Below are 16,704 nucleotides of genomic sequence, written 5' to 3' on the forward strand. Positions count from 1 at the left end.
CTCCCCGTCCCCTCCCCCACCGCCGGTGCCGACCCGTTGTACCTGGTGGGGATCGGCCCGGAGACACCCCACGTGCCCGACGTGAGCGGGCGAGCCGACGTGGAGGCGGCGCTCGCCGACGTCCCGGACGACGCGCCGCGCGTCGTCCTCACACACGACCCCACGACGTTCGACGAGCTGCCGGCCGGCACGGCACCGCTCACCCTGGCTGGGCACACGCACTGCGGCCAGATCGCCCTTCCCGGCACGCCCCGCTGGTCCTACCTTGCGCTCACCGAGGACGAGGCGATCGTCGCCGACGGCTGGGCGCCGGCGAAGTACGGCGCCGATGGCAACCGCATGTTCGTCACCTGTGGGATCGGCTTCAGCACGGTCCCCTTGCGCATCAACGCCCCGCCCCAGGTGGCGTTCTTCGAGCTCGTCCCCGGAGACGGTGGTCTCTGACACGCAGAAACCCACGACGGGGCAAGCAACGACTGCCACCACCCGTCGTCCCACTGCGCCGAACTCGACTCCGGGTCAGCGCACCGGCGCCCCAGGCACGATCGTGCCCCGATCGGCAAAGAGCGCGACGTCTCTCTCACGGAACTACCGGCCCGGGGCCTCGAGACGCCGGCGTCAGCTCAATCGTCCCGCAGAAACCCGGAGGTGAGCCCCATGACGTTGAGCATCTGATCGAAGTCGGGGTTGACTCCCCGGATGACCGCCTGACGGCCGGCTTGGGAGGAGCGCCGCGCCCATCGCGCCAGGGCCGGAAGCGCCGTCGAGTCGAGGTACGTCAGATCCCGGACGTCGATCGCCACGATCGGGACCTCCTCGAGGCGCTGTTGCAACTGGAGCCGCCTGACGTCTGTGGCATTCACGGTGCCGACGAGATGCAGCACCCAGCCGCACTCCTCCTCGTCCACGGACGCGGAAGCGGGCGCCACGGCACTGGAGCCTGGCCGCCCCTCGCCCATCCGCTCGACGTGGTCCGGCAGCTTGTCCAGCTCGGAGTCGACGGTCTCCCGAACCATCCGCTCCGTAGCCTTCCGCCGGACGGTGCGCCGCAGCCAGCCGCTGCGCTTGGGCTCATGGGTGACCGTGACGGTGACCTGGGTGGAGCCCCCCGCTACGTCGGACAATTCGACACGGGTCTGCCAGGTCTCGGTCGCAAGCTCCAGTCGCGTCCCGATGGATCGCTCGGCGGTCCACTCCACGACCTCACCGTCCACCGCATTCGCCGGCACCGGAGAGCCGTCCAGGCGGCCCCGCACGCACACGAACGTGGTGCCCTCGCCGATGGCCCCGGCCTCCTCCTCGTCCCCGGTCTCGGTACAGACGTAGGAGACGTCGCACACCGGGCAGTAGGGAGGCAGGGCGGCCAGTGCTGCCCACACGATGGGTCGAGCGAACGGCAGCTCGCGGGTGCCTGAAGCGGTCGTCATCCCGTTCCTTCAGCTCGGAGGAGAGACCATGTGACACCCAGGCTACTAGTGGGACTAGTAGGGAAGGCGCACCGCACCGGCCATCGCAGACAAGCCCGTCGGCCGACCGTACAGCCACGTTCACCTGGCAGACCGCTGGGCCTCACCCGGCCTTCCTAGCGTCGGGCACACCGTCGGCAACGGCGGGACAGTCCGAACCACCCACCGGGAGAGTCATGCATCAGACCCACACGACCGGAGCCCGGCGCTGGCCGCTGGCCATCGCCGTCGGCGCCCTTTCGGCGACCGTCGCATTCACCGCCACAGGGGTGACCAGCGCCGCTGCCGGCGGCGATCGCGGAGACGGCGCCCGGGACCAGGGCAAGGCGAAGAACGCCATCCTCTTCATCGGCGACGGCATGGGGACAGCGCACCGCAACGCCGGGGCGCTCGCCGGCGTCGGCCTCGACGGCGAGCTGGCCATGGACAGCCTGCCCTACGCCGCCCTGGTCCAGACCGATTCCACCGAGTTCATCACCGACTCCGCCGCTTCGGCCACCGCCTACGCCACCGGGGTGCAGACCTACAACGGCGCGATCGGCAAGGACGCGGGGGGCAACGACGTCGAGACCCTCATCGAGCAGGCCGAGGCTGCGGGACTGTCCACCGGCCTGGTGACGACCGGTGAGATCACCGACGCCTCGACCGCCGCCTTCGGCGCCCACGTCGCCGACCGCGGGCAACAGACCGAGATCGCCCGCCAGTACATCGAGGAGACCGGGGTCGACGTGCTGCTCGGCGGCGGCGAGGACTTCTGGTACCCCGCCGGTGACGAGGGCGCGGTCGAGGGCGGCGAGAGTCGGAGCGACCAGGGCAACCTGGTCGAGCGGGCGCAGGGGCTCGGCTATGAGTACGTCAGCGACGGCGAGGGTCTGGCCGCCGCCGAGGGCGACCAGCTGCTGGGCCTCTTCGCCAACCGGACGATGTTCGTCTCCGAGCCCGAGCCGGTCGGCACGAACGAGAGGAGTGTTTCGCTGGAGCAGATGACCCAGAAGGCCGTCGACATCCTGTCGCAGAACAAGAAGGGCTTCCTCCTCATCGTGGAGGAAGAGGCGGTCGATGAGCAGGCCCACGCCAACAACGCCGCGATGACGATCGAGGCGGTCCAGCTCATGGACCAGGCCGTGGCGGTCGCCAAGAAGTTCGCCGAGCAGCGCAACGACACCCTCCTGATCACCACGGCCGACCACGAGACCGGCGGCATGGCGATCGAGGACACCGGGACCCGCGATGAGAGCGGCACTCCGCCGTCCACCGAGGACGGACCCTTCGACGTCGCGGACTCCCCGTTCCAGATCGTGGTCGACTGGACCACGACCGGCCACACGAACGCCGACGTCCCCCTCACCGCGATGGGCCCGGGCTCGGAGCGGCTCACGGGCTACTTCGAGAACACCTTCGTGCACCAGGTCATCCAGGAGTCGCTGTTGCGAGGCGAGGCAGGCGGCGGGCGCCAGAAGCCCGCTGGGAACGCCGGCCGGGGCGACCGAGAGTGATGGGCGGGCCGCGACGGGCGGCCGTTGAACTGCAGAACCGTTCGGCCCAGTGACCCCGAGCGGGTCGCTGGGCCGGACGTGGTGGCTAGCCCCCATCAGGCTGTCCCCTGCCACCGATGTCCAGGGCGGATGCGGTCGCGGGGCAGGACCGGACCTGATCGGCGACCATCGTGAGAAGTCCCGTGCGGGTAGCCGACCACCGACCCGTGATCGTCGGACAAAGGTGTTGCTCCGCGGACTGGCACGTGTCGACGGAACCGGCACCCGCGGGCTGCTCCCCGGGCTGCAGGTGTGCTTACGCCCCGCCTACTGAGCTCCGCATCGGCGAACTCACCCGGGCCTGGCCGTTGCTCAGTCCGGACTCTGGGGGGTTGCCTCGCGCGAGGGCGCGAGGGCGCGAGGGCGCGAGGGCGCGAGGGCGCGGGTGTGCGGCTGGCGGCGAAGCCGATGGTGGCGGCCAGCAACAGCAGCACGCCGCCGAGGTAGTAGACGGCGCGGATGCCCACGGTGTCGGCGAGCAGCCCGCCGACGCCGAGACGGGCCAGGCGCCCGCTCTGCCACAGCAGGTCCATCAGGGCGAAGATCCGCCCGCGCGTGCAGTCGGTGACGTGCGACTGCAGCAGGCTGTTGAAGGTGACAGCGCCGGTGGAGGTTCCGACGCCGTACACGGCCAGGGCGGCGGCGGCGACCGGCAGTGAGCGGACCGAGGCGAGCACCAGGTCGACCAGGCCGCGCAGCACATAGGGGCCGAACACGTACAGCGGGCGGCGCGGGTCGGGAATCAGCCGCAGCAGCAGAGTGGGGCCCAGGGCGGCGCCCACGCCGATCGCGCCGAGCAGGAGACCGTAGGCGTTCGCCGGGGCCCGCAGGTGCTCGGCGGCCAGCACCACCAGCAGCGCGCTGGTCGCCCCGGCCGACAGCGCGGCCAGCAGCTGGCCGATGGCCAGCGCGCGCAGCAGCCGGTCCCGGCCGACCATCGCCACACCCTCGCGGGCCTCGGCCAGCAGCCGGCGGCGGCCGACCTCACGCGGAGGCGCGACCAGCCGCAGTCCGCGTAGCGCCAGCGCCGAGACGACGAAGCTCGCGGCGTTGAGGCCGAACGCCCACCCCGGGCCGACGAGGGCGACCAGGCCTCCGGCCAGCGGCGCAAGGACGATCTGTGACAGCACCGCCGCCGTCCAGACGGCGCTGTTGGCCGCGACGATCTCCCGGTCGGCCACAACCGAGGGCAGCACGCTGTTGGCGGCCGGGTTGAAGAACGCCGCGCCGACCGACAGGCAGAACGCGACGGCGTAAATGACCAGCGGGTCGTCGTGCCAGACCACCAGAACGCCGGCCAGGGCGGCGCGCAGTACGTCGGCGGCGACCATGAGCTGGACGCGGGGCAGCCGATCGACGGCGACGCCGGCGATCGGGGCGATGAGCAGCACCGGGACGATCTCGGCGACCACGAGGCCGGCCACGCCCAGCCCCGAGCCGGTCAGCCGGTAGATCAGGATGGCCAGCGCGACGAAGCTGAAGATGTCGCCCCACTGGCTGACCGTCCGCGCCGTCCAGAGCCGCCGGAAGTCCGGCTGGGCCAGCACGGCGCGCATCCCCGGCCGCCGCTGATCCTCCGCCACGCCCCTCCTGTCCTTCGTCACCGGGGTTCCACTGCCCGACCGTCCGCGGCTAAGCCTCGCTCAGCCCTCGCCGGGTTGGCCGTCCTCGTGGACGTCCGGGCCTCCCCGTGCTGCCGTCCAGGCACTCCGGCACTGGCACCTGAGCGAACGCAAGCGACCCGCAGTGCCCAAGCACGATGTCTCCGCTCATGCGCAGCAGCTGGTCGGCTTGTCGGTGCGGAACAGTCCGGCGGCGATACGCAGCGCCTCGCTCATCGTGAGGTACGGCGCCCACGTGTCGGCCAGGTCGTCGACGGTCAGCCCGAACTTGATCGCGTAAGTGGCGGCCAGCATGACGTCGCCAGCGCCGTCGAGGGCGGCGTGCACGCCCAGCACCTGCCCGGTGTCGGCGTCGATGACCAGCTTGAGGGCGCCGCGGGTGTCCCGGTTGGCCAGCGCCCGCGGGATGTCCTGCGCGCCGAGCACCCGGCAGTCGCAAACGTGACCGCGCGCCAGCGCCTGCTCCTCGGTGAGGCCGGCGCCGCCCAGCTGCGGCGTCGTGAACGTCACCCCGGGCAATCCGCGGTAGTCCACTGTTGTCGGCGCACCGAGCGCTCCTGCGGCGGCGGCGTGCCCGGTTTGCGCGGCGACGTAGACGTACTGCGGCGCGCCGGACACGTCGCCGGCAGCGAAGATCCGCGGATTCGTGGTGCGCTGATGGGTGTCGACCACGATGAAGCCCCGCTCATCGGTCTTCACCCCGGCCGCCTCCAGACCCAGGTCCCCGGTGTCGGCGTACCGGCCGGTGGCCACCAGAAGTCGCTGCCCTGTCGCCGCCCGGCCGCCGCTTGTCGTGACCACGACGCCGTCGGCGCTGCCGGCCACGGCCACCCCGCGCTCCTCGACCACGGTGATGCCGTCGTCGGCGAACACCTCACGCAACACCGCAGCGATCTCGGGCTCCGTGTGCGGCGCGAACCGGCCCACGACGGTGACCTGCACGCCCAGGTGCGCGAAGAGCTGCGCCTGCTCCAGCCCGACGTAGCCGCCGCCCAGCACGACCAGCGACTCCGGCAACTCGGTCAGCTCCATCGCCGTGGTGGAGGTCAGGTAGTCGACGCCGGCCAGGCCGGGCAGGTCGGGGATGTGCGGGGCCGCGCCGGTGGCCACCACGTACGCAGGCGCCACCAGTGGCTGCCCGTCGACCTCGAGGGTCTGCTCGTCGACGAACCGGGCGTTCCCGTACCGGACGGGGAAACCGTGCGCCTCGGCGACGTCGGCGTACTTGACGTGCCGCAGCCGGTCGATGAGCTCCTGCTTCTGCTCGGTCAGTGCGGCCATGTCCACGTCGCCGGCGCCGGTCGGTACGGCCGGGAACGGGTTGGCCTGTGCACGGTGCCGCCGGCCGGCGGCGGCGAGCAGGTTCTTGCTCGGTACGCAGCCGATGTTCAGACAGGTCCCGCCCAGCGGTCCATGCTCGACCAGCACGGCGGACCTGCCTCGTGAGCGCGCCTCGATGCCGGCGGCCATCGCCGCCCCGCCGGTTCCGATGACGACCAGATCGACTGCGTCCATGGTGCCGCTCCTCCGCTTGGCTCGATGACCTGGTAGCCGACGCTAGGGCTTCCACTGCGCTGGAAGGTCAAGTCGTAGGCTGCGCCGGTGCGAATCGGCCAGCTCGCCGCCCGAACCGGGCTGACGACCAAGACGATCCGGTTCTACGAATCCGCCGGCGTACTTCCCGCACCGGCTCGGCGTCCCTCCGGCTACCGGGACTATGACGAGGACGCCGTCGACCGGTTGGCATTCGTCAAAGCGGCCCAAGCCGCCGGGCTCAGCTTGGCCGAGATCCGCGAGATCATCACGGTCCGGGCGAGCAGCGGAGCTCCGTGCCAGCACGTCCTTGCCCTGCTGGACAGCCACGCCGCCGACCTCGACCGGCGCATCGCCGAACTGACCGCGTTACGAGCGGACGTCGAACGGCTCCGCTCCCGGGCGGGCACCCTGGACCCGGCCACGTGCAGCCCCGCCGCCGTCTGCCAGGTGATACCCGCCGACGTCGTTGCGCAGCCCGTGCCCACCACCTGACGCCGGGTCAGGGCTCCCGACGCGCGAGCCCTGCTCTGCAGGGCCGCAGGTGAGACGACAGGATGGTGAGTCATCCATTTCATGCCTAGCGCCCTGCCCCTGCGTCGTGACGGGGCACTGTCCCGCCCGAGGCTGATCCTCCCAGTGAGGTGAAGGCCTCACTCCAGGGTGAGCCGGTACAGCTGCGGAGCTGGCGTTGCCGGCGAACTTGGCAGTGAGCGGGCGACAACGTCCCGACGGCTGCGGTGCAGAACACCCTGACGGGCCACGCTGGCGCGTGGCGCCGGCTGCGCCGGCATCAAGGTCCGCCTACGGCGGGCTGTCTTGTTCATCCCCCGACCCGTCCGGCAGCTCAGCATAGGGGCCTCCCGCGCCGTCTCCTCCCGACCGGACCAAGATCCTTCCGTCCTTCGGACGCTTCGCTGCGGAAGCATCTTGGTCCGGTCGTCCCCCGCCGTCGCTCCCGGCCCCTGAGCAGAGCTCTTTGCCGGACGGGCCGGGGGAATGGGTGGCCAGACACCCCTTCCGTAGTCCCTCCGTACCGGCGTCGGCTCCGGTTCACAGGAGGGGTTCAGATGACCAGCACCACCAGCAGAGCAAGAAAGCAGCAGGACAGCCGGGCACAGCGCAACCCGGCCGACCGGCAGGCGGCCGAGACCGCCCGCGCCGCGCGGATATCCGCGTTACACGAACAGATCGGTGCGCAGGTCGAGCGGCTCACTGCCGATCCGCAGTGGCGCGCCATGCTCGACGCCGCCGCCCGCTTCCACCGCTACAGCCTGGGGAACCAGCTGCTGATCGCGGTGCAGGGCGCCGAACGGGGATTCACCCCTACCCGGGTGGCCGGGTTCGGCACCTGGAAGTCCCTCGGCCGCTCCGTGGTCAAAGGACAGCGCGGCCTGGCGATCCTGGCGCCCTGCACCTACCGGGCCGGCAGCGACCACGACGAGCAGGCCGCGGAGGGGGCCGGCGAGACCGCCGCAGGGCCTAACTGCGGCGAGCCCGCCGACCGCCGCGACGGGCACTGCGCGGATTTCGGGTCGTGCACGTCTTCGACGTATCCCAGACCGATGGCCAGCCGCTGCCCGAGGTCAGGCCGCAGCTCCTGACCGGCGACGGCCCGGATGCGTTGTGGGAGTCGCTCGCGGCTCAGGTCGCCGCGCACGGCTACACCCTGGCCCGTGTCGACTGCGGGACGGCCAACGGGATGACCGACCCGGCCACCCGCACCGTGCGGGTCCGCCCGGACGTCGACCGGGCGCAGGCGCTCAAGACCCTGGCCCACGAACTGGCCCACATCGAGTGCGGACACACCGCCGACGGATTCGACTACACCGGCTGCCGAGGCCGGGCGGAGGCCGAGGCGGAGTCGGTGGCCTACATCGTCACGGCCTGGGCCGGGCTGGACTCCGGCGCCTACACCGTGCCCTACGTCGCCGCGTGGTCCGGTGGAGACACCGCCGTGCTGCGGGCGGCCGCCGCAACGGTCACCGCCGCTGCCGGGCGCATCCTTGCCCACCTCGACGGCGACGGCGAGGACGACCCGGAACCGACCAGCCCGGCCGGCCAGGACGCCTCCGGCGCCCTCCTGGTCGCGGCGTGAACGGGGGCGCGGCCATGCTCGCCGTTCTCCCCCCGAGCCAGGCGGCCGTCCTCGATCCGGGGTTGTCCCCGGACTGGACTGCCACCGAGCTGCGGATAAGCGCAGCCGTCACCGAGGCCGCTCTGACCGAGGCCCTGCAGAGACCCGCCGACCACCGGTGCCCGCTGGTTCTCGACTGCCCCGACCGCGACACCGCCGCCGTCCTGATCGGCGTGCTCGCGCGGCTGGCCGCCGCCAGCGGCGTCGCCGTCGGCGTGGCCGTCCACCCCATGCCGGACGGCTGCCAGCTACGGGCCGTCCTGCCGACGCTGTCCGGTCGCCGCTGGTGGCGCTTCTGGACCATCCGCACCTCCGGCGGCACGTCGTGAGCACGCAGCGCATCCCCCACCCCATCGACACCAACACCGATACCGGGCAAGGAGCACATGCCATGACCATCGACAGCACCCCCACCACCGACGGCACGGCGGCCGCCGACGCCGGTGCCGAGCTGAGCGTGCAGCAAATCGACCCGCGCACTCTGCTGGTCGACGCCAACGTGCGCCGCGACGCCCGCGTCGACGCCGACCTCATCGCCAGCGTCCGAGACCTCGGCGTGCTGGTCCCGATCATCGCCGTGCGCACCTCCGAGGGACCGCTGCGGGTCCGCTTCGGGCACCGCCGCACCCTGGCCGCCATCGAGGCCGGACGGCCCACCGTGCCCGTCGTCGTGGTCGCCGACGAAGCCGAGGACGACGCCGCGCAGGTCGAGCGACTGGTCACCCAGTGGGCCGAGAACGAGCACCGGGCCGGGCTGACCACCGCGGAAAGGGTCGGCGTGATCGCCCAACTCTCCGCGTTCGGCGTCAGCCCCACCCAGATCAGCAAGCGAACCCGCGCCAAGCGGAACGAGATCACCGCCGCCCTCGCGGTCGCCGGGTCGAACCTGGCCCAGGCCGCGACCGTGCGCTACGACTTCCTCGACCTGACGCAGGCCGCCACCGTCGCCGAGTTCGAGGACGATCCCGAAGCGGTCAAGGCCCTGGTCGCCTCAGCCAAGACCGGCCAGTTCGACCACACCGCCCAGCGGCTGCGCGACGCCCGCGCGGAGGCCGCCGAGCGGGAGCAAGTGGCCGCCGAGCTGCGGGCGGCCGGGGTGACCGTGATCGACCGCCCGCCCTACGGCGACACCCCCGTCCGGGAGTTGCACCGGCTCACCGACCCCGACGGCGCCGAGCTGACCGAGACCGGTCACGCGACGTGTCCCGGACACGCCGCCTACCTCACCCAGATGTCCGGATGGGTCCCGCCCGGCACCAAACCTCCCGCCGACGACGCCGACCTTCCCGGCGACCTCGACGACAAACCTTCCGACGACGCCGACGACGACGAGGGAACGGAGCCGGTGTGGCGTACCTGGACCGGCGTCCGGTACGTGTGCACCGACCCGGCCACGCACGGCCACCTCGACCGCTGGCGCGGGTACGACTCGGGCACCGACCGCAAGAAGGCCAGCGAGATGGACGAGGCCGAGCGGGAGGCCGCCCGAGCGCAGCGCCGCGACGTCATCGAGTCCAACAAGGCGTGGGCCAGCGCCGAGACCGTCCGCCGCGACTGGCTGCGCGGCCTGCTCACCCGCAAGACCGCGCCCAAGGGGAGCAACTCCTTCCTCGCCGCCGCTCTGGCCCACGACGCGGAGATCGTCGCCGGCATCGACGGCAACCACCTGGCCGCCGATCTGCTCGGCTGCACCGAGCGCACCGGATACGGCCGCTCCGCCGCACTCGGCGCACTCATCGAGCAGGCCAGCGACGCCCGTGCCCTCGTCCTGACGTTGGCGCAGGTGCTGGCCGGCTACGAGAACCGCACCGACCGCTCCGACTGGCGCAACGTGCGCGGGCACACCACCCGCTACCTGCAGTTCCTGCAGACCTGCGGCTACACCCTGGCCCCGGTCGAGCAACGCGCTTGCGGGCAGCAAGTGACCCCGGACGCGCCGTCCGAAGGAGAGAACATGGACGGCGAACTCGACGCGGCTGACCGGCCCTGATACCCGGCTGGCCGCCTCGTCCCCGTACGAGGCGGCCAGCCGCACCAGCTCGCACCTCGCCAGCGCCCACCGCCCGCCGACCCCGGCAAGATCACCCCTGCTTCCACTGACCCACTCCGAGAACTCCCACGTCCTGCCAGAAGCCCATCCCACGACGCCCCGGCCCCGGCACCCGCCGACCCGACCGACCGACGACGACGACGACCAGCCACCGGAGACCCGCCCGACCTACCAAGATCACGAGCCGACACACCTCATGCACTGTCGGATACGAGACCGAAGCGAGTCGCATTGGATGCGACAGGTACCTGGCTTCCATGACGGCCCTGCGCTACCTCGCCGGGGCGACTGCCCCGGTGGCTGACGCTTGGTCCGGGCTCCCTGGCGAGGTGCGGTGCAGCTCGACTGGTCTCGAGGATCAGTGGGTCTTGGCCCCTCCCGGAAGCGCCCGGCTTCGTCGACTCTGTCTTGCCTGCCCTTGGTGACCTGGGCGCCGCGGCGGTGCAATGCGTCGCTCTCCGGAAGAGGCCGCTCGGCCGGTGGGACCGCCGGACGGGAGGATTGCGCGGCAGAAACAGGAGGTCGTCTTCCTAGCGTCCGCGCCCGTGATGTCGCTGCACAAGCTGACCGCCGGGGACGGGTACACGTACCTGACGCGGCAGGTGGCGGCGTTGGATGCCACCGAGCGGGGCCATGTGGGCCTGGGCGACTACTACTCCCAGCGCGGCGAGTCCCCCGGCGTCTGGGCCGGGAGCGGCCTGGCCGGCGTCACCGGGGTGGTTGCCGGGCACCCGGTCGGTGAGGCGCAGATGAAGGCACTGTTCGGCCAGGGGCGCCATCCCGACGCGGAGCGCCTGGAGCGGGAGGCTCTGGCCGCCGGGCGGACCGGCGATCAGGCGCGGGCCGCGGGCGCCCTCGGTCTGCCGTTCCTGACATACCCCGTGGCCGCTGACGGCTTTCGGGCGCGCTGTGCGCAGGAGTTCGGCGCGGCCAACGTGTCGCAGGGGCGACCGTTCGACGCGCCGCTGCCCGAACCGGAGCGGACTCGGATCCGCGGCGAGGTGGCGCGCGGCATGTTCAGCGCCGAGCACGGCCGGCCCCCGGCCGACGCCCGGGAGTTGTCGGGGTTCATCGCCCGGGCGTCCCGGCCGGCCACCACGGCGGTGGCCGGCTACGACCTGACCTTCTCGCCGGTGAAGTCGGTGTCGGCGTTGTGGGCGCTGGCGCCACGGGAGGTCGCCGAGCAGATCGAGGCCGCGCACGCGGCGGCGGTCGCCGACACGCTGGCCTGGCTGGAACGGCACGCCTGCTTCACCCGGCTGGGCGCGGGCGGGGCGCGGCAGGTGGAGACTCGCGGGCTGATCGCGGCGGTATTCACCCACCGCGACTCCCGCGCGGGCGACCCGGACCTGCACACCCACGTGGCGGTCAGCAACAAGGTGCAGACCCGCGACGGACGGTGGCGGGCGCTGGACGGGCGGGTGCTGTACAAGGCCAACGTCGCGGCCTCGGAGCACTACAACACCCGGCTGGAGGCCCACCTGACCAGCGGGCTCGGGGTGCGCTTCGCCGAGCGTCCCGGCCGGGAGGCCGACAAGCGGCCGGTGCGCGAGATCGCCGGCCTGGACGCCGGGCTGCTGGCCGCCTGGTCCTCCCGGCGACGGGTGATCGACGTCCGCCGCGGCGAGCTGGCGACTGCTTTTCAGGCCGAGCACGGCCGGCCGCCCACGGCAGCCGAGGCGATCGCGCTGGCCCAGCAGGCGACGCTGGAGACCCGGGAGGCCAAGCACGAGCCGCGCTCGCTGGCCGAGCAGCGGGCGACCTGGCGGCGGCAGGCCCTCGACGTGCTCGGCGGCCCCGCGGCGCTCGCCGGCATGCTCGACCGCGTGTTGGGCGGCCGGCCGCCGCCGCGCCCACCGGGGATCACCGAGGCCTGGGTCCACTCGGCGGCGACCCGGGTGCTGGAGACGGTGAGCGGGCAGCGGGCGAGCTGGCAGTTCTGGCACGTGCGCGCCGAGGCTGAGCGGCTGGTCCGCGCCGCCGACCTGGCCCCCGACGACGTCGATGTCGCAGTGTCCCGGGTGACCGAGACGGCCCTGTCCCCCGCGATGTCCGTTCCGCTGGGCGCACCGGATCCGGTGGCCGAGCCCGCCGAGCTACGCCGCTCAGACGGCGCCAGCGTCTACACCGTCGCCGGCGCCCAGCTGTTCACCAGCCAGGCGGTGCTGGATGCTGAGACCCGGCTGGTGGCGGCCGCCGGCCACGGCGGCGGCCGCCGCGCCGACGCGGCCGTCGTCGAGCTGGCGCTGCTGGAGGCCACCGCCAACGGCACCGAGCTCAACCCCGGGCAGGCGCAGCTGGTCCGCCAGCTGGCCGGCAGCGGCGCCCGGCTGCAGCTGGCCGTCGCCCCGGCCGGGGCCGGGAAGACCACCGCGCTGGCGACCCTGGCCCGCGCGTGGACCGCCAGCGGGGGCAGCGTGCTCGGGCTGGCCCCCTCCGCGGTCGCCGCGGCGACGCTGCGCTCCTCCCTGCCCGGCCGCTGCGACACCCTGGCCAAGCTGGTCTGGTCCCTCGACGAAGCACAGCTGCCCGACTGGGTGGCCGGCATCGGGCCAGGCACGCTGGTCATCGTCGACGAGGCCGGGATGGCCGGCACCGTGGAGCTGGCCCGCGCCACCGACTACGTCCTGGGCCGGGGCGGCAGCCTCCGGCTGGTCGGCGACCCGCGGCAGCTGACCGCGGTGGCCGCCGGCGGGGTGCTCAGCGAGATCGCCGCCACGCACGGGGCGGTGACGCTCACCCAGCTGGTGCGCTTCACCGACCCCGCCGAGGCCGCGGCCACCGTCGCCATCCGCGACGGCGACACCACCGGGCTGGGCTTCTACCTCGACGCCGGCCGGGTGCACGTCGGCGACCTGGCCACCTGCGCCAAACAGGCCTACGCCACCTGGGCGGCCGACCGCGCCGCCGGCGTCGACGCGCTGCTGCTGGCCGCCACCCGCGAGGTCGTGGCGCGCCTGAATGAGCGGGCCCGCGCCGACCGGCTGGCCTCCTCCCCCGGCCCGACTGGCCCCGAGGTGGTGCTGGCCGACGGCACCCGGGCCGGCGCCGGCGATCCGGTTCTCACCCGACGCAACGACCGGACCCTGCCGCTGGGCGCCACCGACTGGGTGAAGAACGGCGACCGCTTCACCGTGCGGGCCGTCGGCGACGACGGCGCCCTCGCCGTCACCCACACCGGCACCGGCCGGCGCCTCACCCTGCCGGCGGCCTATGTCCGCGAGCACGTGCAGCTGGGCTACGCCGCCACCGTGCACGGCGCCCAGGGCGTCACCGCAGACACCTGCCACACCGTCCTGACCGGGACCGAGAGCCGGCAGCTGCTCTACGTCGCGCTCTCCCGAGGCCGCTCCGCCAACCACCTCTACCTCTCCACCGTGGCCGACGGCGACCCGCACAGCATCATCACCCCCGCCGCCGTCTCCCCGCCGACGGCGACCGACCTGCTGGTGGCCATGCTGGCCCGCAACGACGCCCAGACCTCGGCCACCGCCATCCGCCGGGCGCTGGCCGATCCGGCCGGGCAGCTGCACACCGCCGCCGTCCGCTACGCCGACACGCTGCGCTTCGCCGCCGAGCACCGCCTCGAACCGGGAACCGGAGAACAACTGGAGAACGCCGCCGACAATCTCCGACCCGGGCTGACCGCGGCACCGGCCTGGCCGACCCTGCGCGGGCACCTGGCGCTGCTGGCCCTCTCCGGCACCGACCCTCTCGCCGCGCTCACCCACGCCGCCGGGATGCGCGAACTGGGCAGCGCCGCCGACCCCGCCGCCGTCCTGGACTGGCGACTGCCCGCCGTCGGCCCGTCCGGTCCGCTGCCGTGGCTGCCCGCCGTCCCTCCCGCGCTGGCCGACGATCCGCACTGGGGCCCCTACCTGGCCGCCCGCGCCGGCCACCTCGCCGGTTGCGCGGCCCGGGTCGCCGCCACGGCCGCGACCATGACCCCGACCACCGCACCCGGCTGGGCCCGCTCCCTGCTGGCCCCCGAGCAGGCCGCACTGCGCGCGGACCTCGCCGTCTGGCGGGCCGCCCTGGACATCCCGGATCAGGACCGCCGCCCCACCGGCCCGCCGCGATTCCCCGCCGCCGAACGCCACCACCAGACCCAGCTGGACCAGGCCGTCGCCGTCACCCCGTCCCCGGGCCGGTCGGTGTGGGCGGCGCTGGCCGACAGCCTCGACCCGCGCATCCGCCGCGACACCCACTGGCCGGTCCTGGCCGAGCGGCTAGCCGCCGCCGACCGCGCCGGCCTCGATGCCGCCGGCCTGCTGGCTGCCGTCGCCGCCCAGCGACCGCTGCCCGACGACCTGCCCGCCGCCGCCCTGTGGTGGCGGCTCGCACCGCACCTGTCCCCCGCGACCGTGCCCGGCACCGGTCCCGACGCCGGAGCGCTGCACCCCCTGTGGTGCACCACCCTCCTCGAGCTGCTGCCCGCCGAGCACCGCCACCGCCTGCTCGGCGCCCCGGCCTGGCCGGCCCTGGTCGCCGCAGTCACCACCGGCATCCGCGCCGGCTGGACGCCGACCGATCTGCTCGGCGCCGCCGTCGCTGGCCTCCCCGCGGCGGTCACCGCGCAGGCCGGCGACGAGATCGCCGAGGCCCTGGTGTTCCGCGTCGCCGCGCTCACCGACCCCGCACCCATCGACGCCCCCGAGCCGCTGCCGGCCGACCTGCAACCACCCGACGACGCCCACCAGCTCCCCCCGGCCGAGGACGACACGGCGTCCGCGGTCACCGACCATCCGGACCTGACCGGCGCGGACCAAGTGCCCCCCGTCCCCCACGACGGCGAGTCGCCGCCGGCCGGCCCGCGGTACCTCACCCCCGACCCCTTCACCCTCGACGAACCGCCCACCGACGACGCCGACTACCTGCTCGAGCAACACTTCTGGGCCACCGCCGCCGTCAGCCGCGACCGGCTCATCGAGCTCAACACCCAGGCCGCCACCTTCTACACCGGCCACTACCCCGGCTCCTGGGCGCCGGGCTACCTGCGCGAGCGGCTGGGCTCCGACCTCGCCGGCGATCCACGGTTCGCGCCCGGCTACGCCCCCGCCGGCTGGACCGCCCTCGTCGACCACCTGCGCGGCCACGGCGCCACCGACACCGAACTGCTCGCCGCCGGCCTCGCCCAGCGCGCCCGCACCGGCACGCTGATCGACCGGTTCCGCGACCGCCTCACCTTCCCCATCCACGACCGGGACGACGTCGTCGTCGGCTTCATCGCCCGCCGCAACCCCACCGCACCCGACGACGGACGCGCCGGGCCCAAATACCTCAACACCCCGGGCACCGACCTGTACCGCAAGGGCGAGCACCTGTTCGGGCTCCACGAGGGCCGGGCCGACCTGGCCGCCGGAGCCACCCCGGCCCTCGTCGAAGGCCCACTGGACGCCATCGCCCTCACCCTGGCCGGCGCCGAGCAGACCGTCGGCGTCGCCACCCTCGGCACCGCCCTCACCGACCGGCAGGCCGACCTGCTGGACCCATACATCAGCGTCGACGGCCCCGGCATCCTGGTGGCCACCGACAACGACCCCGCCGGGCAGCAGGCCGCCGAGCGCATCTACTGGCAGCTCACCACCCGCGGCGACGACCCGCGCCGCCTCGCCCTCCCCGACGGGCTCGATCCCGCCGACCTCCTCCACCGTGACGGCGCCGCCGGACTCCGGACGGCCATCGACACCTCGGCCAGCCTCGCCGACGCCCTGCTCGACGCGCGCCTTCGCCCTTCCGCGTACGACCGGAGCGTCTCGGACCTCCCCGCCAGACTTCACGACGTGGCCGCCGTCATCGTCGCTCTGCCACCGGGCCGCTGGCTGGGCCACATTGACCGAGTCACCGAGGTCCTCGGCGTGCCGCCCGGGGTTGTCCACCAGGCCGTGCTCGACACCGAACCGAGCACCGCGCCCCACCGCTCGTCCACGCCCGGCACCCAGCAGGCGTCCCGGTTGACGCCCCCATACGGAGATCTTCACCGGGCAGGTCATACGGGAAGGCCTTCACTTGGCTCCCAGCCGGACGTGCACCCTTCCCGTTAGGAGTTCGGCCTGCGGGACATCTGCACATGCCGATGAGCGGACGGCTGCCACCGGTGGCGTGCCGACGAGCGCCGTGTGCGCCGATACGGTGCATGAACGTCGTCACGTCGGGCGGCAGAGGCTGATCACAAACTTGGGGTCCTGATGCAAACTCCGATCCGATACCGAGTTTGGTTCCTGATCGATGCCGAGCTGGGGTGACCTCCTCGACTGGAGGGTCAGTTCGACGGCCGCGCATCAGATGATCGGCTCTGGGAACACGACGGGGGTGGCGACCCTCCTAGGGCATCGCCCATCGAGCGTGGGTAACCGCAAGA

The 16,704-nt window shown here is 73.3% G+C and carries 10 protein-coding genes and 1 pseudogene; 8 read left to right on the forward strand and 3 right to left on the reverse strand.

Annotated elements, in window-relative coordinates:
* Positions 1 to 444 (forward strand): annotated as a pseudogene (locus E9549_RS03760) (hypothetical protein); the annotation flags it as partial.
* A gap of 179 nt (positions 445 to 623) precedes the next feature.
* Here the strand turns inward: E9549_RS03760 and E9549_RS03765 are convergent.
* Positions 624 to 1,427 carry an STAS domain-containing protein gene (locus E9549_RS03765; RefSeq protein ID WP_236825251.1) on the reverse strand — a complete coding sequence of 268 codons (804 nt, stop codon included), beginning with the start codon at positions 1,425 to 1,427 and terminating at the stop codon, positions 624 to 626.
* A 215-nt stretch (positions 1,428 to 1,642) separates the two neighbouring features.
* On the opposite strand from E9549_RS03765, the gene E9549_RS03770 reads away from it, so the two are divergent.
* A complete protein-coding gene (locus tag E9549_RS03770) occupies positions 1,643 to 2,962 on the forward strand; it encodes an alkaline phosphatase (protein WP_236825252.1) in 1,320 nt (439 codons plus the stop codon).
* 95 nt (positions 2,963 to 3,057) lie between these two features.
* Here the strand turns inward: E9549_RS03770 and E9549_RS03775 are convergent, their stop codons facing one another.
* Both E9549_RS03775 and merA read right to left on the reverse strand, forming a co-directional pair.
* Positions 3,058 to 4,584 carry an MFS transporter gene (locus E9549_RS03775; RefSeq protein WP_236825253.1) on the reverse strand — a complete coding sequence of 509 codons (1,527 nt, stop codon included), beginning with the start codon at positions 4,582 to 4,584 and terminating at the stop codon, positions 3,058 to 3,060.
* A 186-nt stretch (positions 4,585 to 4,770) separates the two neighbouring features.
* Positions 4,771 to 6,138 (reverse strand): mercury(II) reductase, encoded by a 1,368-nt coding sequence (gene merA / locus E9549_RS03780; protein ID WP_236825254.1) that lies wholly within the window; start codon positions 6,136 to 6,138, stop codon positions 4,771 to 4,773.
* Between the two features lie 87 nt (positions 6,139 to 6,225).
* On the opposite strand from merA, the gene E9549_RS03785 reads away from it, so the two are divergent.
* The 6 genes from E9549_RS03785 to mobF all read left to right on the forward strand — a co-directional run bounded on the left by E9549_RS03785 (position 6,226) and on the right by mobF (position 16,387).
* Positions 6,226 to 6,651 carry a heavy metal-responsive transcriptional regulator gene (locus tag E9549_RS03785; RefSeq protein ID WP_236825255.1) on the forward strand — a complete coding sequence of 142 codons (426 nt, stop codon included), beginning with the start codon at positions 6,226 to 6,228 and terminating at the stop codon, positions 6,649 to 6,651.
* Between the two features lie 575 nt (positions 6,652 to 7,226).
* Positions 7,227 to 7,760, forward strand: a complete 534-nt coding sequence (locus E9549_RS03790; RefSeq protein WP_236825256.1) for an ArdC family protein — start codon at positions 7,227 to 7,229, stop codon at positions 7,758 to 7,760.
* Positions 7,694 to 8,254, forward strand: coding sequence for an ImmA/IrrE family metallo-endopeptidase (locus E9549_RS03795; RefSeq protein ID WP_236825257.1), 561 nt, complete (start codon positions 7,694 to 7,696; stop codon positions 8,252 to 8,254). The genes E9549_RS03790 and E9549_RS03795 overlap by 67 nt, the downstream gene beginning before the upstream one ends.
* A 14-nt stretch (positions 8,255 to 8,268) precedes the next feature.
* On the forward strand, positions 8,269 to 8,622 hold the full coding sequence (locus E9549_RS03800) for a hypothetical protein (protein WP_236825258.1): 354 nt from the start codon (positions 8,269 to 8,271) through the stop codon (positions 8,620 to 8,622).
* A gap of 62 nt (positions 8,623 to 8,684) precedes the next feature.
* On the forward strand, positions 8,685 to 10,283 hold the full coding sequence (locus tag E9549_RS03805; RefSeq protein ID WP_236825259.1) for a ParB N-terminal domain-containing protein: 1,599 nt from the start codon (positions 8,685 to 8,687) through the stop codon (positions 10,281 to 10,283).
* A gap of 608 nt (positions 10,284 to 10,891) precedes the next feature.
* The gene (mobF, locus tag E9549_RS03810; protein ID WP_236825372.1) at positions 10,892 to 16,387 is read left to right on the forward strand and encodes a MobF family relaxase; all 5,496 of its coding nucleotides are present in this window, start codon (positions 10,892 to 10,894) and stop codon (positions 16,385 to 16,387) included.
* Positions 16,388 to 16,704: the final 317 nt, after the last annotated feature.

This window comes from Blastococcus sp. MG754426, from assembly GCF_021699055.1.
GTDB lineage: Bacteria > Actinomycetota > Actinomycetes > Mycobacteriales > Geodermatophilaceae > Blastococcus.

Bases quoted from the DNA above. Each gene is read 5' to 3' on its own strand.
- E9549_RS03800 (WP_236825258.1), top strand. From the start codon at position 8,269: ATGCTCGCCGTTCTCCCCCCGAGCCAGGCGGCCGTCCTCGATCCGGGG.
- merA (WP_236825254.1), bottom strand. From the start codon at position 6,138: ATGGACGCAGTCGATCTGGTCGTCATCGGAACCGGCGGGGCGGCGATG.
- E9549_RS03765 (WP_236825251.1), bottom strand. From the start codon at position 1,427: ATGACGACCGCTTCAGGCACCCGCGAGCTGCCGTTCGCTCGACCCATC.
- E9549_RS03770 (WP_236825252.1), top strand. From the start codon at position 1,643: ATGCATCAGACCCACACGACCGGAGCCCGGCGCTGGCCGCTGGCCATC.
- E9549_RS03790 (WP_236825256.1), top strand. From the start codon at position 7,227: ATGACCAGCACCACCAGCAGAGCAAGAAAGCAGCAGGACAGCCGGGCA.
- E9549_RS03805 (WP_236825259.1), top strand. From the start codon at position 8,685: ATGACCATCGACAGCACCCCCACCACCGACGGCACGGCGGCCGCCGAC.
- mobF (WP_236825372.1), top strand. From the start codon at position 10,892: ATGTCGCTGCACAAGCTGACCGCCGGGGACGGGTACACGTACCTGACG.